15 protein-coding genes and 1 pseudogene are annotated in these 21,749 nt (G+C 68.2%); 2 read left to right on the top strand and 14 right to left on the bottom strand.

Annotation, left to right across the window (positions count from 1 at the left end; all coding sequences use genetic code 11):
• Positions 1–13 precede the first annotated feature (13 nt).
• The 11 genes and pseudogenes from QLQ12_RS09415 to QLQ12_RS09365 all read right to left on the bottom strand — a co-directional run bounded on the left by QLQ12_RS09415 (position 14) and on the right by QLQ12_RS09365 (position 14,114).
• A complete protein-coding gene (locus QLQ12_RS09415) occupies positions 14–1,771 on the bottom strand; it encodes an Hsp70 family protein (RefSeq protein WP_282758683.1) in 1,758 nt (585 codons plus the stop codon).
• Positions 1,768–3,030, bottom strand: coding sequence for a KAP family P-loop NTPase fold protein (locus tag QLQ12_RS09410; protein WP_282758682.1), 1,263 nt, complete (start codon positions 3,028–3,030; stop codon positions 1,768–1,770). The genes QLQ12_RS09415 and QLQ12_RS09410 overlap by 4 nt, the downstream gene beginning before the upstream one ends.
• A gap of 460 nt (positions 3,031–3,490) precedes the next feature.
• Positions 3,491–4,168, bottom strand: coding sequence for a hypothetical protein (locus QLQ12_RS09405; protein WP_282758680.1), 678 nt, complete (start codon positions 4,166–4,168; stop codon positions 3,491–3,493).
• A gap of 10 nt (positions 4,169–4,178) precedes the next feature.
• Positions 4,179–6,674 (bottom strand): S1 family peptidase, encoded by a 2,496-nt coding sequence (locus tag QLQ12_RS09400; RefSeq protein WP_282758679.1) that lies wholly within the window; start codon positions 6,672–6,674, stop codon positions 4,179–4,181.
• Positions 6,675–6,718: 44 nt separating this feature from the next.
• Positions 6,719–7,096: a CU044_2847 family protein gene (locus QLQ12_RS09395; RefSeq protein WP_282758677.1), complete on the bottom strand. Its 378-nt coding sequence runs from the start codon at positions 7,094–7,096 to the stop codon at positions 6,719–6,721.
• A 316-nt stretch (positions 7,097–7,412) separates the two neighbouring features.
• A pseudogene (locus QLQ12_RS09390) lies at positions 7,413–8,184 on the bottom strand (transposase family protein).
• Between the two features lie 114 nt (positions 8,185–8,298).
• Positions 8,299–9,075 (bottom strand): inositol monophosphatase family protein, encoded by a 777-nt coding sequence (locus QLQ12_RS09385; RefSeq protein ID WP_282758676.1) that lies wholly within the window; start codon positions 9,073–9,075, stop codon positions 8,299–8,301.
• A gap of 53 nt (positions 9,076–9,128) precedes the next feature.
• Entirely contained in the window at positions 9,129–10,937 is a 1,809-nt protein-coding gene (locus QLQ12_RS09380; RefSeq protein ID WP_282758674.1) for an amylo-alpha-1,6-glucosidase, read from the bottom strand.
• On the bottom strand, positions 10,934–12,253 hold the full coding sequence (locus tag QLQ12_RS09375) for an MGH1-like glycoside hydrolase domain-containing protein (protein ID WP_282758672.1): 1,320 nt from the start codon (positions 12,251–12,253) through the stop codon (positions 10,934–10,936). Before QLQ12_RS09375 ends, QLQ12_RS09380 begins: the two co-directional genes overlap by 4 nt.
• Positions 12,250–13,068, bottom strand: a complete 819-nt coding sequence (locus tag QLQ12_RS09370) for a sugar phosphate isomerase/epimerase family protein (RefSeq protein WP_282758670.1) — start codon at positions 13,066–13,068, stop codon at positions 12,250–12,252. The genes QLQ12_RS09375 and QLQ12_RS09370 overlap by 4 nt, the downstream gene beginning before the upstream one ends.
• On the bottom strand, positions 13,065–14,114 hold the full coding sequence (locus QLQ12_RS09365; RefSeq protein WP_282758668.1) for a zinc-binding dehydrogenase: 1,050 nt from the start codon (positions 14,112–14,114) through the stop codon (positions 13,065–13,067). The genes QLQ12_RS09370 and QLQ12_RS09365 overlap by 4 nt, the downstream gene beginning before the upstream one ends.
• A gap of 367 nt (positions 14,115–14,481) precedes the next feature.
• Between QLQ12_RS09365 and QLQ12_RS09360 the strand changes: the two genes are divergently transcribed.
• Both QLQ12_RS09360 and QLQ12_RS09355 read left to right on the top strand, forming a co-directional pair.
• Complete coding sequence (locus QLQ12_RS09360; protein ID WP_282758666.1) at positions 14,482–15,690, top strand: ROK family protein; 1,209 nt, start codon at positions 14,482–14,484, stop codon at positions 15,688–15,690.
• A 44-nt stretch (positions 15,691–15,734) separates the two neighbouring features.
• Positions 15,735–16,622 carry a Gfo/Idh/MocA family protein gene (locus QLQ12_RS09355; RefSeq protein WP_282758665.1) on the top strand — a complete coding sequence of 296 codons (888 nt, stop codon included), beginning with the start codon at positions 15,735–15,737 and terminating at the stop codon, positions 16,620–16,622.
• A 78-nt stretch (positions 16,623–16,700) separates the two neighbouring features.
• Here QLQ12_RS09355 and QLQ12_RS09350 read toward each other — a convergent pair whose 3' ends face one another.
• The 3 genes from QLQ12_RS09350 to QLQ12_RS09340 form a co-directional block, all read right to left on the bottom strand.
• Complete coding sequence (locus tag QLQ12_RS09350) at positions 16,701–17,846, bottom strand: alkane 1-monooxygenase (RefSeq protein ID WP_282758664.1); 1,146 nt, start codon at positions 17,844–17,846, stop codon at positions 16,701–16,703.
• Positions 17,847–18,018: 172 nt separating this feature from the next.
• The gene (locus QLQ12_RS09345; protein WP_282758663.1) at positions 18,019–18,606 is read right to left on the bottom strand and encodes a TetR/AcrR family transcriptional regulator; all 588 of its coding nucleotides are present in this window, start codon (positions 18,604–18,606) and stop codon (positions 18,019–18,021) included.
• A 122-nt stretch (positions 18,607–18,728) separates the two neighbouring features.
• Positions 18,729–21,518, bottom strand: a complete 2,790-nt coding sequence (locus QLQ12_RS09340) for a ricin-type beta-trefoil lectin domain protein (protein WP_282758662.1) — start codon at positions 21,516–21,518, stop codon at positions 18,729–18,731.
• Positions 21,519–21,749 lie beyond the last annotated feature (231 nt).

The following is a 21,749-nucleotide window of genomic DNA, read 5'->3' as shown; positions in this document are numbered from 1 at the left end:
CGACGGCGGCGGCTCAGGCCAGCCAGCGTTCCAGGTCGCGGGCTCGGTCGTTGGTCTGCTCGGCGATGGCGGCCATCACCTCGGCGGTGATCCGGTCGAGCTCTTCCGGTGAGTACTCGCCGAGGCGGAGCATGCGCTGGATCCATGCTCGCGCGGCACGATCGGCGGCCCAGCCGGAGCCGCTGGTGACGGCGCCGATCGCGAACGTCGCCATCTCCGGGTTCACGGCCGGGGCGAACTTCGCTCTGATTCGTTCGAGAGCCGAGCTGAAGAGTTGGCTGACCGTTTCCTGGGGCACACCGAGTTGACCCAGTACCGCCGGCGTGCTGTGTTCGGTGAATCGTTCGGCCTTGTCGACGCGTTCGAGAACGCGGTCCAGCCGATCGGTGAACAGGTCCGGCAGGGTCAGCTCAAGGCGCACCCGATGATCGGGGACGCCGTGCCGCCGGCAGATCCTCTCCACCCGCATCGACAGGTAGTAGGCGAGGGAGTCGGCCAGCGCCTGTGTCGCCTCGTACATGCCGAACTTGATGTGGTTGGCCAGATCGGCGGCCGAGGCGCGTGCCTCCAGCACCTGGACGGCGACCTTGTCCTTCATGCTGTCGAGTGCCAGCACCGCCTCCGCCCGGACCATCCGCTCGGTCTCCGGAGCCCGTATCAGGCCGGTCACGTCACGCCGGAAACGGTCGACGGCGGCCCGATGCTGCCCGTTGCTCACCAGCCCGCGGGCGACCGCGAACTGCGGATCCTCGTCGTGCTCGACCATGGAGGTGGGGAAGACCTCACGGCTCAACCAGTCGGCGAGGGGCATGCGCGAGCCGCCTCCGGTGAGCACCACCAGGTGCGGCCGCTGGTCGCCGAGCAGGTCCGCCACCTCGGTCAGCACGGCACGGAAGCCGTCGCCCCAGCCGCCGGGCGCCGCCACCATCTGCGGGATCTCGAGATCGAGCAGCCACGTCCACGCGGTCGCGACGATCGGCCGCAAGCGTTCCTCGCACGACTCGCGCAGGTCCATGATCCGTCGGGACACGCCGGAGAACTGCGCCTCCTTGGCCCACCGGCAGGCGAGGAGCAGGAAATCCGGGCCGCCGTCGGCGGTCAGCGCCTCCATCAGCGCCGCGTCGTGCTGCAGCGTGGTCCGGACCAGGGCGGCGAGCTGCTCGTCGATCTGCCGGCAACCGAGAGTGGCGCCCACCGGCAGGTTCCTCGGTGAGAGGTCCTCGACGATCGTGAAGTCGGTCGTGGACGAGCCGATGTCGACGATCAGGACCCGTTCGAGTCGCGTCTCGTCACGACCCCGGTCGCGGACGTGCAGCAGCGCCGACTGCGACTCCGGCATCAGCCGCACCGGCAGGCCCAGCAGGCCGAGGTGCCGGCCGTACGCGTCGACCGCCTCGGCAGGCCACCCCGCCGGGTGCCCGACGAACGCCACGCCATCGGTGAAGACCTCCGGGTGGTGCTCCCGGAACTCCGTCAGCAGGGACTGGGCGAAGCAGACGGCATCCGGGGTCCCGGAGCAGAGCACGTCCGGCGCCGCCTTGAAATTGACGCTGAAGTGGGTCGCCCCGTGGCTGGTCACGGCCTCGTCGCCGATGAGCCGTCGGGACGCGCCGGCCGGCGACTGCGCCATGGCCGTCACGATGCTGCGTTCCCCGGAGCGCGGCCGCGCATAGATCCGTGTCGGCTCGGAGCGGTCGAGCGGAGCCCATCCGAGGCAGCTTTCGCCGTCGCCGATGTCGAGTCCGATCGCATAACGGGGCTCGGCGGTCATGACTGGTCGCCCGGCCCGCCGGTCACCGTCAGGACCTGCGTGACGACCTCGATCTGCGCCTTCGTCGGAATGGGCGGGAACGAGCACCCGCTGCGGTCACCGGGCGTGATCCTCAGCAGGAGATCCGACAAGGCGGGTTCGGCCGTGGCCAGCTCCACCTCGTCCTGGCGCAGCCCGGAGTTGTTCTGCGTGCGGGCGGCCTCGTCCAGCCGTACCCACACCGCCGGATTCGCTCGGACCCGCCGGAAGAAATCGGGAAAACGCATCCGCAGCGCCAGCAGGATCGCCGCCTGCATCAGCCGGTCCCTGCTCGGTCGCGAATGCAACCGGAGCGTCGCCGCTGTGAGGTTGAGCGCCGACACGAATCGGCGAATCCGGCGCGGGTTGTCGCCGAACGCGTCCTCGGCGAGCTGCCACAGCGCCGGATCCCCGCTGAGGTCTCCCACCACGGAATCCTGCAGTTGCCGGAATACCGCCTCGAACCGCACCTCCGGCAGGTGATAGGGGAAGTGGATCAGTTTTTCGAGGTACTGACGCCCGCGCGCCTGATCGCCGTCGACGCGTTTCGCGGCCGCCGTCGAGATGACATCGAAGTCCATGGCCAGCACGAAGACGCAGGAGGCTTCGCCGAGAAACAGCTTGAGGGCGTCGAGCACCGCGATGGCGGTGTCGCCGTGACACCTGTCCAGGTCGTCGACGAACACCACGAGACGTCCCCGGTCACCGACGAAGGTCCGCACCACGTCGGCGAAGTCGGCCTCGAAATGGTTGATGTGCCGGTAGTTCTCGACTCCTCTGGCCTGCCAGGCGTCCCGGGCCGCCGTCACGTCGTCGCCGTCGACGAGACCCGCGCTCAGCGGGGCGGCGGCGTGGCGCAGGAGAAGCCACGTGGCGGTGCTGCTCAGACGCCTGGCCTTGGCCACCAGATCCTGGCGGCGTTCGTCCGGCTCCCCGGCGATCTCGGTGAGGATCGTCTGGATCAGCGCGTGCCAGATCGCTTCCTTGTCGTCGTACTTCCACGGGTTGAAGGCGATCGTGGGAATGCCGCGCCGGTCCAACATCTCGCGGCAGATGTTCAGGAAACTCGACTTGCCTGTTCCCCACGGCCCGAAGACACCGACGGTCAGGGGCAGGTGGACGGTCGCCTGAATGGCGTCGCAGAGAACACGCCCGTGCGTGCCGAATCCGAATTGGTCGTCCCCCCGGCCGGTGACCGGGTTGTCCGTCAAGAGCAACGGCGGACCAGCGATATCATGCATGAGGCGCTCCGGGGACGTGCGTACGCCAAGGGTACGGCCGCCGACGGCGCAATGTTCGTGGAATCCGATGCGAACCGCATCGCCGATCAACTAGCCAGTTCATCCTGCCTAGCGGCCGGCTTAGCGATGGTGCAGGACAGGGCCGACCTGCACGACTGCGGTCGCCGAGCGTGGGCAGCAGCGCATCTTAGCCGGGATCTTCGCGAGGGCGGTTGGCTACGGCGAGGGCTCGACGAACGGGATGGAGCCGCCGCCAGCGGAATCGCCACTTTCTCGCTGACGGCGGATGAGGTCCGCCAGATGTTTTAGGCTTCGGCGGACAACGGAATCGAACCAGGGATAGTACAGCACAGCGAGGATCCCGGTTGGGGCCTCTGATCTTGGCCGGTTACGGTCTTTACCGGAAGCCTCATTCTATGTCGCCGATAGCGGCCCCCAGCCTATGCTGGGGCCTGTACCATCACGATGAAAATGGGTCCTTGCTGGAAACGATGCCGTAGGACTCGGCGAGTTTACGGTTGAGTTGGAGTATCGCCTGTCTCAGCATCTCCATCAGGTGTGAGGCTGCTTCAGGCGACTCTGTCTTCAGCGCAAGGTCGCTCCAGGCTGTCATAACCGGCCACCACCATTGTTCATGATGCTTCAGATCGTGAGCGAGTTTGCGAAATCGCGCCAGATCCGTATCGGTGATAGTGAGCGACGGATTGCGGTCCAGAAAGTCGATCGCAACTAATCCGGGGTCGGTGTACAAAGCGCCCTTCAGTCGCTGAAGGCGTTCCAATCGGATCTTGTCGTCCCGAAGCTGTATGGCAGCCATACGTGCCTGTGAGCTTACATTTACAACCGCCTTGGCGGTGAGTCGGGTGTAGTATCCCTCGTGGCATCGGCTCGACTTTCCTAGCTGGGCGTTCAGGGCGTCAGCGTAGTGTGTCTGCTCATCCAGATCCCAATTCTCAGCCTCTCGCCTGGCCTCGACGACCAATGTGTGTCGTACCAGACTGTCGAGGTTCTCGTGGGGGGTCCGACCTGCCCGATATCGCGCCGAGAACGTCACCTCGAAATCTAATCCGGGAGTAGCCGACGGGCATCGCAATCTTTCGGCCGCTTGCAGGCTGATGCTGCGGGGCAAGAGTGTCAAGGGGGTGCTCCTATTGGAACCTCAAAAGGTTGCCGAGGTCGGCGATCGGATCTCGTCCGCCTTCGCGTCCCGCCTCGCGAAGACGGGCGGACAGATCGATCAATAGCATGAATGTACCGCTCTCCCTAACCGCTCTGCCGATCCGCTCAATCACATACGGGTACATTGCACCATCTAGACTCGCGTGATGAACCATCCGAACGATGGCTTCGTTCAGGCTGGGGTCGGCAATCAGTCGTCCTAGCATGCGGTCGACCTTATCCGATTGTGCCTCTTCGCTGATCAGCCATCGGAAGCCTCTGGTTTCACTCTGCAAGATTGCCATAAACGCTAGGCCTGATGCCCGGCTGTCCGGGCTCTTGGTGAACCAGGAGCTGATCTTGTCCAGATACCAGTCGGACGAGGAAGGGTCATCGGCGAGAGTGCGGAAAACTTCTACTATCGTGGATTGGAGTGTGTCAGAGGTGGTGTGATCAGCAACGCGTTGTAAGCGTTTCAGGGCGATGTCTTTGCGAGGTCCATAGAGCATCTTCGTTGCGACCTTGACCACAATGCCTTGAAAGTCGGACTGGACCGCCCAGTCGTACAGCAATCTCTCACATCGGCGTCGCATGTGTGAATCTTCAAGTGCTCGAGTCAGCACCTCCTGCAGAATTTTCGGCCGATTATTTTTTCGAGTTTGCGATGCGATTTCATTCTTTAAGAAGTCGACGTCTTGCCGACTCTGTACGACTGTGGCGAGGAGGTTTCCGACAGCCTTCTCGCGTTCGCTGTCTTCAGCTGCCGACTCTATTAGCCATGCCGTTATCGGATGGCGGACCTTCGGATAGTTTTCCCATACGTAAGCGATGACTGACTCAGCTAACCCCTCTCGTTTCAGTGAGACGACGTCCCCTGGGCTGCGCACTGCTTTGATGCTCTTCAGTCGACCCCGTAACCCAGGCTTTGTGAGGGCCGAAAAGGCTGCTCCATCCTCACGTGCCTGGAAACCTGATCCGCGCAGCCTCTTCTCCAGGAGGTCGGAATTGCTCTCAAGCTTCGAAAGATGAACATGTGGTTGACATGCAAGGGCAATCAGTAGACAGCGGTCCTCGGGATTCAAGAATGACGTTTTATCGGAAGGGTGAGGCGGAGCATTGAGTGCTCCGTTTGCCGATGAACGCTCGCCAAACATGATGTCGAGTTCGTCGAGATGCTCGTCAATTGCATCAGCGATTTCCAGAGCGGTTGGAAGAATTGCCGTGTTGCCATTTTGTACGGATATTTCGAATAGTCTTAGGATTCTCTCGACGGCTGTCATAGTCTGGACAGCGTTCCGTCTGCGCAGGTGCTCGACTACGACTTCCTCGTCCAACGCGGAAAGGATTCGTGGAGCTCTCGCGCTGATGTATCTCTTTGCTACCTTCAGTGGGTCGGGAGACCTGCGAAGATACACCGTAAGGAATCCATCAATCGCTTTTGCTGCGAAGCCGGGCCATAGCTCATCTCGGACCGTGATGACGAGATAAGACTCCATATTCTTGTTCCAGGTCGCCAGCTTGCTGATACCTCGCAGAAATGCTTCGGTCGGGCGATCGTGCTCCGGATCTCGAAGATCCAATACGGCACCGTACTTGGCCCGTCGAGGTATCAGCTTGGCATCTGGCTCGTCCCAGTCACCGGGATCGACGTGCGTGAGACGCGTGCTGGTCGGAGTGTTTTCAGCCAGCAACCGTTCCGCGAACGTTGTTGCTCCAGCGCCGCCAGTTGTCACCACAATGAGTACGCTAGATTCCTTCAGTGCATTGCTCGCCTTTTGCCACTCTTCCGTCCAGTCGTCACCGACGTAGCAGACGTCCTCAAGTACGCGCTGACGGTCGATGGGAGACTCATCGAGCCAGCTCTCTCGGGTAGCGGAATCTGTACCTCCGCTTCGGTCTGTCGGGACTTTGACGTAAGGGCTGATAAGGGCTTCAACGGCCTCGACGCGCGTGACCCAGATGCGATGTTGATTCCATCCGTCCTCGGACGTGTACCGTCCACTCAAGACGCCGATCACGGTCTGGTCGTAGTCGCGGATTGCCGGACAGCCGCTCATTCCTTGAACGGCTCCCGAGGCGGTAGCGATTGCGACTTCGCTACCATCTATCCGATTCGCGCTTCCCTGCCACTTTCCTTGAGTCTGAAGAAATCTAAACCGCGCCTCCTCGCCGTCGGCTTCCGGAACGATGCCATAACCGGCCAACGTGAATTCGGTGCCACTTCGCTGAGGATCGGAATATGCTAGAGAAGGCACACTTGCGGGTAGGTCGTCGTTTGACCGCAGGAGAGCCAAATCGTTCTTCGGGTCGGTGGCCAGTACGATGGCCCTCAACGGGGGCGCCGTGGGCGATGACATTGGCTCGATCCATACTTCCGAGTCCACCTGATCTGCAGAAATTTGCCTCAGAACGTGCTCTGCGGTCACCAAGTAGCCCTCGGCGACTTGAAAACAGGTGCCGACCGGTCCGTGGCTGGGATGAAGCACGCGCCCCAAGAAAGACCGCGGATCGATCCTAGAAGCACTACGAGTCATTGTTCCCCCTTGCCGTCATTCGAAGCATGCCATTCAAATGACTCATCGGAATCCGTTCGAGGCTGTTGTGCGAAAATCATCTTCACGGCGAGGGATCCCTCCGCCGTGGAAGCGCCGATGATGATCTTTCCCTGCGCAGAGAACTTCAGCCCGAATTGAATTTCGATCTGATTTGCCTGGCTTGCTTGTTGGGCTATTCGCTGTCCTGTTTCAGAAATTGAATTTGCGATCGCTTCGATGACTATCTGAGCGCGGTCTAAAAGATCTGAGATCTTCTCGGCGCTGCGTTGAAACCCTGATGTGGGCTCGCTGCCTGCACTTTTCGTGACTTCGACGAGTACCTCTACGCCGTTAATTTCGGCGGGCAGTAGCACTAATCCCCCTGCAAGTCTTATTGATCGGACTTGGCCGTACTTCTTGCGCTGTTTCCTAGCTAATCATCCACGACATCGACGCCTTTAGATTGTTTTAGTCGGATTTTTGACAGTGCGTACCCGGAGGCGTGACTGTCGGTAGTAGGCTTCGTCTGTCCATATTGGATGGACGTTTGGCGTGTCGCCGCAAAGTTAGCGTTCCTGAGCTACTGTTCTGTGCGAGTGGATGTAGAAGAATGCATGTGGCCCTGATATGGGACGCAGTTGCTAATGCCGCATCTGAATTCCGAAAGAATGGTGCTGACTTCGAGCGTTTCTATCCTGCGTAGTGGCTGGATTCGACGTGGTGCAGGAAGAGGATGGCTTGCGCGATCACGGTCGGTCGGCATGGGCAGCAACGCAGCGTGGCGAGGACCTTCCAGTTCTTGAGGGTGGCGGTCGCTCGTTCGGCGCGGGCGCGGATCTTCGGGTGCGCCCGATTCACTGCCTTCTGTCGGTGTGACCGTTTCAGCCTGAAGCGGCGCCATTTGAACGGCGTTCGCACGCTACTCTGGCCGCCTTGATGGCCCTTGTCCGCGAAGGTCATCAAGTCCGTCCTGATTGGCGCCTCGAGGAGGCCGTGGGTGCGGGTGGCAGTCGGGTCGTGGACCGTGCCTGGCAGCGTCGGTGATGCCCACACGAGGCGGCCGGCGGCATCCGCGATGACCTACACGTTCACGCCATGGTGCTGATGCTTTCGGAGCGGTAGGGCTTCTGGCCGGCGACGCGGCCGGTCGGATCAGAGCCGTCCAGGATGGCGTAGGCGAAGGTTCGGATGCGCCGCATCGCCGTGTCCGGGTCGTCGGCGGCTCTGCTCGCAGGAGGATCGCTTCTTGGACGTAGCGCCAGGCGGTGGTGATGCCGATCTCGAAACCGGAGGCGGGTGTAGGTGTCGCCGTTCCGCAGATAGGCCAGGGTGACCAGAGCCTTGCGGCCGAGATCGAGACGCCGCCAGCGGAAAGGCTCTGCTTGCGGTGGGCGCTGATGCGGTCGGCGAGGTGGTTCAGGATCCAGCTAAGCACCGAGATCTTGCACGGGTAGGTCAGCAGGGCCAGGATCCCGGTTATGGCATCGATATTTTTTCGATGGATTCGGTTAGGCGGCGGGAGTATGGGCGGGATCTGAGACCGTTCCAGATGCGGCGCGGGCGTCGCCGCTCCTCCTCAGGCGGCCGCGCGGACCCGTTCGGACAGGGCGGGCCACAGCGGCGGCGCCGCGCCGATGGTCAGCTCGGTGGAGAAGTCCGGGCCGTGCCCGCCGAGGACCACACCGGCCTCGCGGGCGATCAGCGCGCCGGCGGCGATGTCCCACAGGTTCGTGTCGAGGGCCAGGCCCCCGTCCAGCCGTCCGGCCGCCTGGTACACGAGGTTCAACGCGGCCGGGAGCCGGCGGATGTCGCCGACCAGCGGAAGCAACTCCCGGATCACCCGGCCCGCGCGGTCCTTGGTCCGTGGGTTGGGCTGGAAGCTGACGCCCACGAGGGCCTCGTGCAGGGGCGGCCCGCTCGACGCCGCGATCGGCTCGCCGTTGAGGAACGCCCCACCACCGTCGAGGGCGCTGAACGTCTCGTTCGCGGCGGGATCGTGCACCACCGCCATCCTGGCGCGGTCCTCGTGGTAGAGCGCTATGCACACCGACCACGGGCCGGTGCGGCTGATGTAGTTGCGGGTGCCGTCCAGCGGATCGATGACCCAGATCCAGCCGCTCGTGCCCTCCCGGCCGTGCCCTTCCTCAGCCTGGACGGCGTCGTCGGGCCAGGTCGCGTGGACCGCGTCCACGATCAGGCGTTCACTGGCGATGTCGACGTCGGAGACGACATCGTTGGCGTGGGCCTTCGGCGCGCCCATTTTCAGGGTGTCGCGTCGCTCCAGCTGCAGCCGGCCGGCCTGAACCGCGAGGGTGGTGGCAAGGTCGCGGGCCGCGACGAGATCTCGATCCATCATCGGTACGTTATCGGACGGATCTTCCGGACGCGGCCGTCGCAGGCGCGGTTTCACAACGTCAGCAGCAGCAGGGGAGCGGCGGCCGCCCACGCCTGCGGCGAGCAGGAATGCGGGTACGGCACCGGACCGCACCCACGCTCGCGTGCCAGCCCGGTCATCACCTCGGGCAACCGGCCCTCGGTGTAGGACGCCGCGGCGAGCAGCCCGTCGGCGATGGCTGCCGCCTCGGCGCGGTGGCCGGCGGCGGCCAGACCGGCCACCGTGATCGCCGTGTCGTGCGGCCACACTCCGCCGCGGTGATAGGACAACGGGTGGTACGGGACCTGCCCGGCGGCCAGCGTGCGCACGCCCCAGCCGGAGAAGAAGTCGTCGCGGGCCAGCCGCCCGGCCACGGTGGCGGCCCAGTCGTCGTCGAGCAGCCCGCACCACAACACGTGCCCGGCGTTGGACGCCGGCGCGTCGACCGCGGCGCCGTGCGCGTCGAGGGCGAGCGCCACGAAGCCGTCCGGCAGGCGGAAGTCGGCGGCGAACCGGTCGCGCAGAGCGGCCGCGGTGGCGGTGAGCGTCGCCGACCAGGCCGGGTCGTCCCACACCCGGGCGGCGAGCCGGGCGGCGCCCAGGAGGCCGCGGTAGGCGTACGCCTGTGCCTCGGCGACCGCGATCGGCCCGGCGGCCGGCGTGCCGTCGGCGAACACGATCGAGTCGGCCGAGTCCTTCCAGCAATGGTGTACGAGGCCCGGCAGGTCGGTGCGGTAGCGCAGGTAGCCGCTCGTGAGGCCGCCCGGCCCGAGCATCCAGCCGACGGCGGCCCGCGCCGCCCGCTCCAGCTCTCCGGCGAGCCGGTCGTCGCCGGTCACCTCGTGATAGGCGGCGAGCAGCATGAGGAACAGCGGTGTCGCGTCGACCGACCCGTAGTAGCGGCCGTACGGCACCTCGCCGGTGGTCGCGAGCTCGCCCCGCCGGGTCTCGTGGATGATCTTGCCGGGCTCCTCGACCCGGGACTCGTCGGTGACCCGGCCCTGTGCGGCGGCCAGCGCCCGCAGCGTGCCGGCGGCCAGCCCCGGCCGGTGGTGCACCGCGAACAGCGAGGTCAGCAGGCTGTCGCGGCCGAAGACGGTGAGGAACCAGGGCGCGCCGGCGGCGGGCACGACCGCCCCGGGCACGCCGGGCGCCGGCATGCTCAGAGCATCAAGATCAGCGAGCCCTTGGCGTACGCACCGCGCGAGGTCGTCGCGGGCCACCGCGGGGACGCGCCCGGCGGTGGCGGGGCCGGCGGGATCGGCGGGCGGTGACGCCGACACGGTGACCTCGAGCGTCACCGACTCACGCGGCGGCAGCGGCACGGACCACCGGAGGCCGTCGCCGGTGAGCTCGGCGGCCGGCACCGGGTCGACCGTGGTGGCGCGGGTGAAACCTCGCCGGGCGTACGACCAGATCAGCCGGCCGCCGGAGGAGTCCACGCCGCGGATCGCGTCGGACTTGTCGAACGTCCGCGCCGAGCGCAGTTCGAACTGGTCGGCGAAGTCGGCGGCCAGCTCGTACCCCAGATCGATGGTCTGCGGTGTGGTGATGAAGCTGGTCAGCTCCAGTGACTCGATCAGGCGGCCCGGCAGGACCCGGCGGCGCCGGACCATCGCGTACGGCGCGTCGGCGTGGCGGCCGGTGTCGGGTGCGTACACCGTGGAGCCGGGGTCGCCGCGCAGCACCCGCAACGGTGGCCCCGGCACGCGCAACACCAGCCGGGACAGGTGACGGCAGTCGTCGACGAAGAAGCCGTCCGTGCTGGAGCCGGTGACATCGGCGCCGGCGCCCGCGGTGAGCAGGCAGGTGGTGCCCGCGACCACCGAGTGTCCGCTCACGGCGCCCGGATCAGGTCGAGGACCAGCGCCGCCGTCCAGCTGAATTCGTCGGCGCCATGGCCCGTTCCGGTCATCGGGTCGAGGTACTCCCGGAAGCCCGCGTCCCGGACCCGGCCGAGCAGGCGCTGACGCAGGTCGTCCGCGAGTGACGCCTCACCGTGCAGGCGCAGCCCGTGCCAGAGCAGCCAGCTCGTGTTGACCCAACCGGGCCCGCGCCAGTAGAGGCTTGGGTCGTGGTCGCCGGCGCTGAGGTCGTACGACGGCACCGGGCATGCCTCCCGCAGCCGGAACCGGTCGCCGAGCGCCGTCTCGACGAGCTCGGCGGCGACCGGCAGACCCGGCACGATCAACGGCATGAGACCACCGACGGAGTACGACCGGATGTGCCCGCCGGTGTGCGCGTCACGGGGGAAGAAGATGCCGGCGGCGGGGTCGTACAGGGTGGCGGTCAGGGCGTCGGTGAGCCGGGCGGCGGCCGCCCGGTGCGGCTGCGGGTCACGGCCCAGTTCGGTGGCCATCGACGCGAGCGCGTGCTCGCCGGCGGCCAGCAACGCGTTGCAGAGCGGGTCCTCCACCGCAAAGCCGTGCCCCCGCAGCGAGTCGGCGTATCCGGCGTCACGGTAGTCGCGGGCCAGTCGGACATAGCGGCCGTAGTCGGCGTCGGTGGGCCGCTCGGCGGCCGCGGCGTGGTCGAGATCGCGGCGGGTGAACTCGCCGGGCGGCACCGGCGTCACCCGGGACAGCGGCGCGTCCCAGGCCGGGCTGTTGTCCATCCCCGACTCCCAGGGGTGCACCACGGACATCAGCCCGCTGCCGGTCAGGTCCCGCCGGGTCGTGAGATAGCGGTGCCACGCGATCAGCCGCGGGTAGAGGCGGGGCAGGAACCCGCGGGCGCGGGCCGTCGCCGGGTCGGCGCGATAGGTCAACCAGACGGCGAGGGCGTGCGCCGGCGGCTGGACGATGCCGGAGGTCGCCACCGCCGGTGCGCCGGGCGTCGCGGTGGAACGCCAGAAGGACGGGCCGGGGAAGTAGGCGTCGGCCGGCACATGCGGCTCGAACACGATGTGCGGCACGCGCCCGTCACGCCACTGCGCGCCGAACAGGGACTCCAGCTCACGCTGCGCCCGGGCGGGGGACAGGTGGCGCAGCCCGATGGCGATGAACGCCGAATCCCAGCTCCACTGATGCGGGTACAGCCGGGCGGCCGGCACGGTGGCGTGCCGCCGCCAGTTCGTGGCCAGCACCCGCCGGGCGGCCCGGTCCAGAGCGTCGGCCGGTTCCAGGAGCGGCCGCCGCGCAACGCAGGCCGTCGTCATACCAGCACACCGACATCGTGGCGGCGCAGGAACCCGGGGATCGCCGCGACGGCCGCGGCTGGTTCGCCGCGCAACCGGCACTCGACGGCCAGGTAGCCCTGGTACTCCAGGGCGTCGAGGGTGCCCAGCAGAGCCGCCCAGTCGAGGTGCCCGGCGCCCGGCTGGAAGCGGTTGGAGTCGCTGACCTGCACGTGGCCCAGGTGCGCGGCGGCCCGGACCAGCGCCGAGGTGGGCTCGTCCTCCTCGATGTTCATGTGGTACGTGTCGGCCAGCACCTTCACCGACGGCAGGCCCACCGTGTCGATGAGGTCGACCGCCTGCTCCAGCCGGTTGACCATGTGGTCCTCGTACCGGTTGAGCGGCTCCAGCGCCAGCGTCGCACCCACCCGGGCGGCGTGCTCGCCCAGCTCGGTGAGGCCTTCCAGCAGGACCATCCGGTCCTCACGCTCACCGCGCGGCGGCTCGAACGGCGGCAGCCGGCGGGAGAACATGCCCCAGGAGGCGGGGGTGCAGACCACCGCGCCGGGCCCGCCCACCTCGGCGATCACCGACAGCTGCGACGTGAGCTGGTCGAGGGCGTCGCGGCGCAGACCGGGGTCGAAGGCGGCGAAGAAGTGCGACATGTCGACGCACACCGACGGCATGGGAATCCCGTCGCGGGCCGCCCGGCGCAGCTCGGGCAGGCGATCCCGGAACGCGAAGTCGCCGCGCGCACGCAGCTCGATGCCGTCGTAGCCGGCGTCCCGGGCGAACTCGAACTTCTCCTGCAGCGTCTGCCCGGGCAGCAACTGCTCCTGACACGAAATCTTGATCATGAGAACGTCAACACCACCTGGAGTGCCTCGTGGGGACTGCGGTCGAGCATCCGATAGGCGGCCGCCGCCTCACTTACCGGAATGACGTGGCTGACCAGTCCGGCGGGGTCGATCTGGTGATCCGAAGCGAGCCGCAGGAACGTCTGGTTGAGCCGGATCTGGTCCCAGCGCCCGACGACGGCCGGTGGCACCCCGCCGATCTGCGAACAGATCAGCCCTATGCGGTTGTGGTGGAACTCGTCGCCGAGACGCAGCCCGACACCGTCGCCCTGGTAGAAGCCGGCCGCCACCACCCGGCCGTTGACCGCGACCGCCCGGATCGCCTCGTGCAACGCCGGGTACGAGCCACTGATCTCGATCGCCACGTCCGCTCCACGGCCGTCGGTGAGCCGTCGGATCTGTTGCGCGGCCGTGCCGTCACGCGCGTCCAGGACGGTGTCGGCGCCGTACTCCAGAGCCTTCTCCAGCCGGCCGGGCACCGCGTCCACCGCCACGACCGTACCGCCGGAGAGCCGCACGAGTCGAGTGGTGAGCAGCCCCAGCACGCCCTGCCCGAACACGGCGACGGTCTCGCCGAGGTGGATGTCGGCCGCCAGCACCGCGTTGAGAGCGACCGCGCCCACCCGTGCGAAGGTCGCCGCGATCGGGTCGAGTCCGGCCGGGACGGCGCAGCCGCGCAGCTTCTCGGCGGGCAGGACGGCCTCGCCGCGGTGACCCCAGATGCCCCACACGTGCGCGCCGACCGGCGGGAGGCCGGGGTCGTCGGCGACGTCCGGGGCGACCTCGACGACCTGGCCGACCTCGGAGTAGCCGAGCCCGGCGACCGGATAGCTGAGCCCGACGGCGTCCTCGGCGAACATCCGCAGGTCGGGATCCCAGGACCTGTTGAGGTAGGGGTTCGAGCCGCGGTAGGCGGTCAGCTCCGTGCCTGCCGAGATTCCGGAGTAGGTGGTGCACACACGCACCTGACCGGCGCGCAGTTCCGGGGAGGGCTGATCGATCACCTCGACGTGATGCGGAGAGGTGATCTGCACTGTCTGGGACACTCGGACATTTCATCGCACTAACCTCGGTCGCGCGGCAAAACGCGAGATGTTACGTCGAATCTCCGAGCCACTTATGTCTGGTCAGCGGGCAATAGTCGCCGCACCGGTGGGTGAAATCGGGCTGAAACGCCCGCGCACCTGGTGGCGGCGCCACCGCCGAACCTCGTCATGACCACCTGCGACAGTGCCCAGCGTGCGCGTCCGCGCTGGTCGGGAGCGTGCCGGACGGTGGGCGTGGCGCACGCGACCCGGTCACCCGGCGCATCGGGGTTGCTTACGCTACGCATCATGAACGTCTGCTCCGCCGTACCTGTCCTGACCATCCGCTCGGCCGTCGAGCACCTCCGGAACGAAGGGTTGACGGTCTGTGCCGATCACGGATAGATGGGGCCGTAACCAGAACTCGGCAGGGCACCTGCTGTGGCTGGTGCGTACCGGGCGCGCCCGGACGCGGGGCGAGCTGCAGAGCTACACGGGCCTGTCCCGCTCGACCACCACGCAGCGCATCGACGTGTTACGCGCGGCGGGCTATCTGCGTGCCTGCGGCGTCGAGGGGTCGACCGGCGGCCGGCCGGCCGAGCTGCTGGAGTTCGACACCGGGCACGGCGTGGTGCTGGTGGCCGACCTCGGCGGCAACCACGCCCGGGCCGCGGTCGTGGACCTCGGCGGTCAGCCCCTGGCCGAGGAGCACGAGCCGATCAAGATCGGTACCGGCCCCGACGCGGTGCTGGCCTGGGCCGACGGCGCGTTCCGCCGCGTGCTGGCCAGAGCCGGATGGGACGCCGGGCAGGTCCGCGGCATCGGTGTCGGCGTGCCCGGCCCGGTGGAGTTCGACTCCGGCATGGTCACCCAGCCGCCGATGATGCCCGGCTGGGACGGATACCCCATCGCGGAGCGGTTGCGGCGCACCTGGCGCCGGCCGGTCTACGTGGACAACGACGCCAATCTGATGGCGCTGGGGGAGCAGGCGGTCCACTACCCGGACTGCCCGGCGCTGGTCCTGGTGAAGGTGGCCACCGGCATCAGCGCCGGCGTGGTCATCGACGGGCAGGTCTACCGCGGCATCGACGGCGGCGCCGGCGACATCGGCCACATCCGGCTGTACGAGCATCGCGAGGCCCGGTGCGAGTGCGGCCTCTACGGCTGCCTGGCGGCGGTGGCCAGCGGTCTCGCGCTCGCGCAGCGGCTCACCGCCTCCGGCACACCCACGTCCTCGGGCGCCGAGCTCGTCGAGCGGATCCGGTCCGGGCACGCTGAGGCGGTGCACCTGGCGCGTACGGCGGGCAAGCTCGTCGGCGAGGTGCTGTCCACGGTGGTGTGCCTGGTCAACCCCGCGGTGCTGGTCATCGCCGGTGACCTGGCCGACATCCACTTCGTCACCGGTGTGCGTGAGGTGCTCTACCAGAGTGCCCTGCCGCGCTCGACGCGCCACCTGGAGGTCAGCACGAGCCGGCTGGGCACCCAGTCGGCGGTGATCGGCGGGTACGCGATGGTCGTCGACCAGGTGTACGCCCCGGCCGCCGTGGACGCCGAACTCGCCCGGACGATGCCCGCCTCCGAACCGGTGACCTGCTGATCCGTCGACGCCCCCACGGGGGATTCGCGTGGAGAATGTCCGGCATGGAGGCCGACTCGGGGACGCCCGTCGAGGTGGGGCTGGTCGGCGCCGGGCCGTGGGCGGCGACCATGCATGGGCCGGTGCTCGCCGCCGGCCCGCAGACCCGGCTCGCCGCCGTCTGGGCGCGCCGTGGCGAAGCCGCCGCCCGGCTCGCCGGCCGGCTGGGCACGCACGCCGCCGTGTCGTACGAGGAACTCCTCGAACGGTGTGAGGCCGTCGCCTTCGCCGTGCCGCCGGACGTGCAGGCCGCGCTCGCGCCCCGCGCCGCGCGGGCCGGCAAGGCGCTGCTGCTGGAGAAGCCGCTCGCCCTCGATCTCGGCGGCGCGCGGGCGCTCGCCGACGCCGTCGCGGAGCACGGCGTGGTCACCCAGCTCGTGCTGACCAAGCGCTACCACCCGAGTACCCGGGCCTTCCTCGCCGCGGCGGCGGCCTTCGAGGCGGCCGGCGCCAGAACCCATTACCTGCACGGCGCCTTTCTGGGCGGCGCGATGGCGACCGGCTGGCGGCTGACGCTCGGCGCCCTGTACGACCTCGGCCCTCACCTGCTGGACCTCGCCGATGCCGCCCTCGGGCCGATCGAGGAGGTGCGCGCCGCCGGCGACAGCCGCCGCTGGATCGAGCTGACCTGCCGGCACCGCCACGGCGCGGTCAGCCAGATGTCGTTGTCCGGCGCCGTCGGGCTGGCATCGTCGCGGGCCGGGATCGAGCTGTTCGGCCCGGCCGGGACCCTGGCGCTCGACTTCGGCGCCGTGGATCACGGGCAGTGCTGGCCGGTGCTGCGTGCCGAGTTCGCCGCCGCCGTGCGCTCCGGTGTGCCGCACCCCCTCGATGTGCGCCGCGGTCTGATGCTGCAGGAGTTGCTCGACCGGATCGGCCGCACGGACCCCTGATGACCGGCGCGCCCCGGCCCGGCGGGTGGTGATCACCCGTCCCGCCGCCGGCGACGGGACGTCTCCGGTGAAACGGTGTCAGGCGGCGCCGCCGCCGGGCGCGTGCGGCGGACGGTATCCGGCCGACGTGTTCGCGAGGCTGGCGTCCCCGCCGTAGTGGGCCAGCACGCGTGGATCCATGACGCGCCGCCACAGTGGCGGGACCAGAGCGATCAACAGCATGGTGGCGTATCCGGCGGGCAGCTGCGGGGAGACGTCGAAGCTGCGCAGGGTCTGGTAGCGGCGTAGCGGATTGGCGTGGTGATCGCTGTGCCGCTGCAGCTGGAACAGGAAGATGTTGGTGGTGAGCCGGTCGCTGTTCCAGCTGTGCCGGGGGTCGACCTTCTCGTGACGGCCGGCGGCGTTGCGGCGGCGCAGCAGACCGTAGTGCTCCAGATAGTTGACCGCCTCCAGCACGGAGAACCCGACCACGGCCTGCAGCACGAGGAACGGCAGCACCTGGAGCCCGAACCCCGCGACGAGGGCCGCGAACAGCGCCACGGTCATGGCCCAGGCGTTGAGGATGTCGTTGTGGGGCCGCCAGGGGCTGCGCCCGCGCAGCCGGTGCCGGGAGGTCTCCAGGTGCCAGGCCGAGCGCAGGCTTCCGGCGACGGTCCGCGGCCAGAATCGCCAGAAGCTCTCGCCGAGGCGTGAACTGGCCGGGTCGTCCGGGGTGGCGACGCGGACGTGGTGGCCGCGGTTGTGCTCGACGAAGAAGTGCCCGTACCCGGTCGGCGCGAGCGCGATCTTGGACAGCCACCGCTCCACGCTCTCGCGTTTGTGGCCGAGCTCGTGGGCGGTGTTGATGGCGATCCCGTTGACCAGGCCGGCGGTGAGAACCAGTCCGGCGCCACCGGTCACACCGGGATCACCGGACCAGACCACGCAGGTCATGACCAGGGCGGCGTACTGCGCGGGCAGGAAGAGGTAGGTGATCCAGCGGTAGTAGGGCGACGCCTGCAGGGCGGGCACCGCGTCGTCCGGGGGATTGGCGCGGTCGTCGCCGATGAGCAGGTCGATGACCGGGATGACGCCGAGGATGAAGACCGGCGTCAGCCACCAGGCCCACGGCGAGCCGGTGGCCGTGGCGAGGAGCAGGGCGATGAAGGGCAGGGCGGGGACCACCAGGGCGAGTGGCCACAGCGGGCGCTTGGTGTCGCGCCACGGTGTCACGGCGACGTCCATGGCAATATGCTTTACACGAAGGCATCCTGTGTCAAGAAGATGTTTTCTGAGCAGCGAAAATGGAATCCATAAAACGTAGAGCTTCGATGGGTCGCGGGGCCGGGAAAGCTCAGGTGAGGTGGGCGGCGGGGCCCGGGAGGCTCAGGCGAGATGGGCGGCGGGCCGGGAGGGCTCAGGCGAGCAGGCGGACGAACACGTCGGCCAGCGCCGTCGCGGTCGCCTCGGGTGTGGCCGAGGGCAGCATGATGTGACTGACCGTCAGCCGGATGACCGAGTCGCCGGCGAAAGCCACCGCCGCGGGGTCCGAGCCGGGCAGATGGGCGGCCGCCCACGCGGCGATGACCTCGCCGGCGAGTGTCAGCACCGTGCCGGACCGGGTGGTCAGGAACGGCAGGAGTTCGTCGCCGCCGCGCGAGCTGGTCAGGATGGCGCGGACCAGTGCGTTGTCGGCCGCTTCCCGCAGCGTGTGCAGAACGGCGGCATGGGCGGCCGCGCGCACGTCACCGCCGTGGGCGGACAGTGCGGTGTGTACGGCGGTGGTGAACCGCTCGATCTCCCGGACGGCGATGGCCTCGGCGAGCCCGTCGCGGCCGGCGAACTCGTTGTAGACGGTCTGCCGGCTGACCCCGGCGGCCCGGGCGACGTCCACCATGCGCACGGTGTTCCAGCCGTTGGTGACGGTGAGCTCACGGGCCGCGCTGACCAGCGCGTCACGCAGCCGTGCGCGCTGAGACTCACGGTAGGACGGGGCGATCTCCATGGCAGGCGCAGTTTAGCCAACGGGCCGCGGCGCGGGCGCCGGCCGGCCGTGGCACTCGCGGCCGGTCAGCCGCCCGGAGCAGGTGGCTGACCGGCCGCGCGGCCGCACGGCGCCCGGCGTGGTCAGGATGCGCCGCTGAGGACCCAGTGCTGGTTGGCGCCACCGGCGTACGCCCAGATGTGGATCTGAGTGCCGTCCGCGGTCGCCGCCGCCGCGGCGTCGAGCACCTTGCCGGACTGCGGGTTCAGCACCGAGCCGTTGGGCTGGGGCTGCCACACCTGCGCGCCGCTGCCGTTGCAGGTCCACAGTTGCACCTTGGTGCCGTTCGCGGTGCCGCTGCCGGCCACGTCCAGGCACTTGCCCAGAGCCTGCAGCGTGGCGCCCACCCGGCTCCACTGCTGAGCGCTGGAGCCGTTGCAGGTCCACAGCTGGATCTTGGTGCCGTTCGCGGTGCCGGCGTTGTCGACGTCGACGCATTTGCCGCCGATGCCTCTGATCGGGCCGACGCCGCCGCTGATCGTGATGGCGTCGAGGTTGACGTGACCGTCGTCGCCGCTGTCGTACCGGTAGGTGATGGTGTTGCCTCCCGCGTTCAACGGCACGCTCTCGGTCTTCTGCGCCCACGTGGCCCAGGCTCCGGTGTCGGCGAGAGCGGTCTGGCGGAGCTTGACGCCGTTGACGTGGAGACTGATCTTCTTGGTGCCGGTGAACGGGTCGGGGCCGTTGGCGTAACGCAGCGCCACGTCGTAGGCGCCGGCGGTGGCGGCGGTGACGGTGAACGTGGTGGCCGCGCCAGGCGTGCCGTACCCGTCGACGAAACCGGACCCGGTGTAGCCGGCGTGGTTGGTGTTCACGCCCGCGCCGCCGAGGTTCGCCGCCTCCTCGGCCTGGTAGGTGTTCGGGGCCGGCGGCGTGACGCCGGGCAGCGCGTTGAGGGTGTACCACGCCTCGGTGCTCCACAACGTCTCGCCCGTGGCGCTGGAGAAGGGACGCGGCGAGCGCAGGTGCACCACGTGCCCGGGCTTGAGTCCGGCGATGGCCAGAGTGACCTTCTTCCGGTCGGCCGACAGGCTCGCGGACGTCACGGCCAGGGCCTGCTCGCCGATCTTGGGGCCGCCGTAGGCGGTGGTGGGCTGGTAGCGCCACTGCTTGACGGTGTACTTCGCCGCGAGCGCGTTGGCGGTCTCGGTGGACACCGGGGACGTGTACTCGATCTCGAAGCCGCCGGGCCGGGCCCGCATCGCCAGCATGTCGAAGGTGTTCTTCCCGTTCGGGGTGAGTTTCTGCAGCCCGAACTTCAGTTTGCCGGTCTGGCCCCAGTTGCCGCCGGCGCCGAGCCCGCCGGCGTAGACGGCCCCGTCCGGTCCCAGGCTGACCTCCGACACGCCGGCCTCCAGGCCCTGGGTGAGCCGGAAGAGGGCGCCCTGGTACTCGCCGTTGACCTTCTCCAGGTAGGCCCGCTGGAGGCCGCCGTAGGTGACGTCGCCGATCAGCATCTGCCCGGCGAACACGCCCTGCTTGAGCAGGACCGGCGTGCTGGGGGAGTTCGCGATCTCGTTCTGCGGCATCCAGAGGGCCGGCGGCGTCACCGGCTTCGCGTCGAACGGGCCGGCCGGGTTCGTGTAGTGGTTGAAGAACCGGTCCTGCTTGATGTGCACCAGCTTGGACGAGGGCAGCCAGCCGCCCTGGTTGTCGGTGACGAACACGCCGTTCTCCGGGCCCCAGCCGATGCCGTGCGGCGTCCGGAGACCGCCGGCGACGTACGAGATCGCTCCGGTGTCCTTGTTGACTTCGATCGTCGTGCCCCGGTTCGGCGCCGGCTGGGGATCGGTGGTGTTGCCGCCGTAGTTGATCGAGACGGACAGGTTCAGGTAGAAGTTCGGCGCGTCGTAGAGCAGGCCGAACGCGAATTCGTGGAAGTTCCCGCCGTACGGCCAGGTGGCCACCGTCTGGAGCCGGTCGGCGACCTCGTCGCCGTCGGCGTCGACGAGCCGTGTCAGCCGGGCCTTCTCGCAGACGTAGACGACTCCGTCGACGATCTTGAGCCCCATCGGCTCCTTCAGTCCTCCGGCGATCTTCTTCAGCGAGACGCTGCCGGGACCGGTGCTGCCGGTGACGTTGTCGAGCAGGTAGACCTCGCCGGCCGCCGAGGATCCCGAGTCGTCCGAGCCGCCCCAGGTCAGGACGGCCAGCCGTCCGTCCGGCAGCCAGTCCATTCCGGTGACCCGGGGCTCGAAGCCGGCCGGCCGCAGGCTGGTGAGGCTGTAGCCGGGATGGACGCCGGTCAGCGGCAGTCCGTCCCCGGGAGTGTCGCCGGCCTGCTCGCACTCCTTGCGGCCGGGAGCGGTCACCCGGACCACGCCGGATTCGGTGCTGAGCGCGGAGCTCGGCACCACCTCGAAGGCCGAGGCGCCCGGTCGTCGCCATTCCAGCGTGAGCTGCTGGCCGCCGTCGCGCTCGAAGTGGTCGATCCGCAACGGGTGGACGCCGGCGGTCAGTTCGGCGGCGCCGTCCTTCGCCGTGGTGCCGTGCGGGCCGTCGTGGTCGACGACCACGACGTCGTCGACGGTGAGACGCGATCCGTCGTCGCTGCTGAGGCGGAAGGTGTACGAGCCGGTGACCGGGACGGTGAGGTTGGCCAGAGCCTGGGCCACGAAGTGGTCCTCGATGCCGAAGTCGGCGCCGGACCAGTTGATCGTGGCCATCAGTTTGTCGATGTTGGGCGTCTGCGCGGGCTTCAGCGTGCAGATCCTGGTCAGTGGCGTCTGGACGTCGAAGACTCGCAGGGTCACGCCGGGCTCCTGGGGCGCGAGCCGGGCGTGGGCGGCTCCGGCCGGCACGCCGCCGGTCAGGGCCGCGGCCAGCAGGGCGACGGCGGACAGGCGGGACAAGCGGTGACGCAGTTGGGCCATCCGGTCACTCCTAGGGGTGCGACAGGTTCTGGGCACGCCGATTCAGCGCCGGGGGACGCGGGGAGCTGCGGCGAGGAGACGGGCTGTCATGTGCCCGCAACACGATCGTGTTGTGGCGGAAACGGTAGTGATCGTCGATGGAAGCGTCTAGAAGCCCATCGATATTCGAAAGAACTTTTACAGTAAGGGGCAAAAGTTTTGTTGATCGAGAACTTTGTTGCCGCGGACTCT

Origin of the sequence: Actinoplanes sandaracinus (assembly GCF_030009775.1) — a bacterium.
Lineage (GTDB): Bacteria > Actinomycetota > Actinomycetes > Mycobacteriales > Micromonosporaceae > Actinoplanes > Actinoplanes sandaracinus.
This window is presented reverse-complemented; position numbering and strand designations above follow the sequence as displayed.

Excerpts from the sequence above, each read along its gene's own strand:
- QLQ12_RS09350 (WP_282758664.1), bottom strand. The coding sequence starts at position 17,846 with ATGGACGTCGCCGTGACACCGTGGCGCGACACCAAGCGCCCGCTGTGG.
- QLQ12_RS09410 (WP_282758682.1), bottom strand. The coding sequence starts at position 3,030 with ATGCATGATATCGCTGGTCCGCCGTTGCTCTTGACGGACAACCCGGTC.
- QLQ12_RS09355 (WP_282758665.1), top strand. The coding sequence starts at position 15,735 with ATGGAGGCCGACTCGGGGACGCCCGTCGAGGTGGGGCTGGTCGGCGCC.
- QLQ12_RS09345 (WP_282758663.1), bottom strand. The coding sequence starts at position 18,606 with ATGGAGATCGCCCCGTCCTACCGTGAGTCTCAGCGCGCACGGCTGCGT.
- QLQ12_RS09385 (WP_282758676.1), bottom strand. The coding sequence starts at position 9,075 with ATGGATCGAGATCTCGTCGCGGCCCGCGACCTTGCCACCACCCTCGCG.
- QLQ12_RS09340 (WP_282758662.1), bottom strand. The coding sequence starts at position 21,518 with ATGGCCCAACTGCGTCACCGCTTGTCCCGCCTGTCCGCCGTCGCCCTG.
- QLQ12_RS09415 (WP_282758683.1), bottom strand. The coding sequence starts at position 1,771 with ATGACCGCCGAGCCCCGTTATGCGATCGGACTCGACATCGGCGACGGC.
- QLQ12_RS09375 (WP_282758672.1), bottom strand. The coding sequence starts at position 12,253 with ATGACGACGGCCTGCGTTGCGCGGCGGCCGCTCCTGGAACCGGCCGAC.
- QLQ12_RS09370 (WP_282758670.1), bottom strand. The coding sequence starts at position 13,068 with ATGATCAAGATTTCGTGTCAGGAGCAGTTGCTGCCCGGGCAGACGCTG.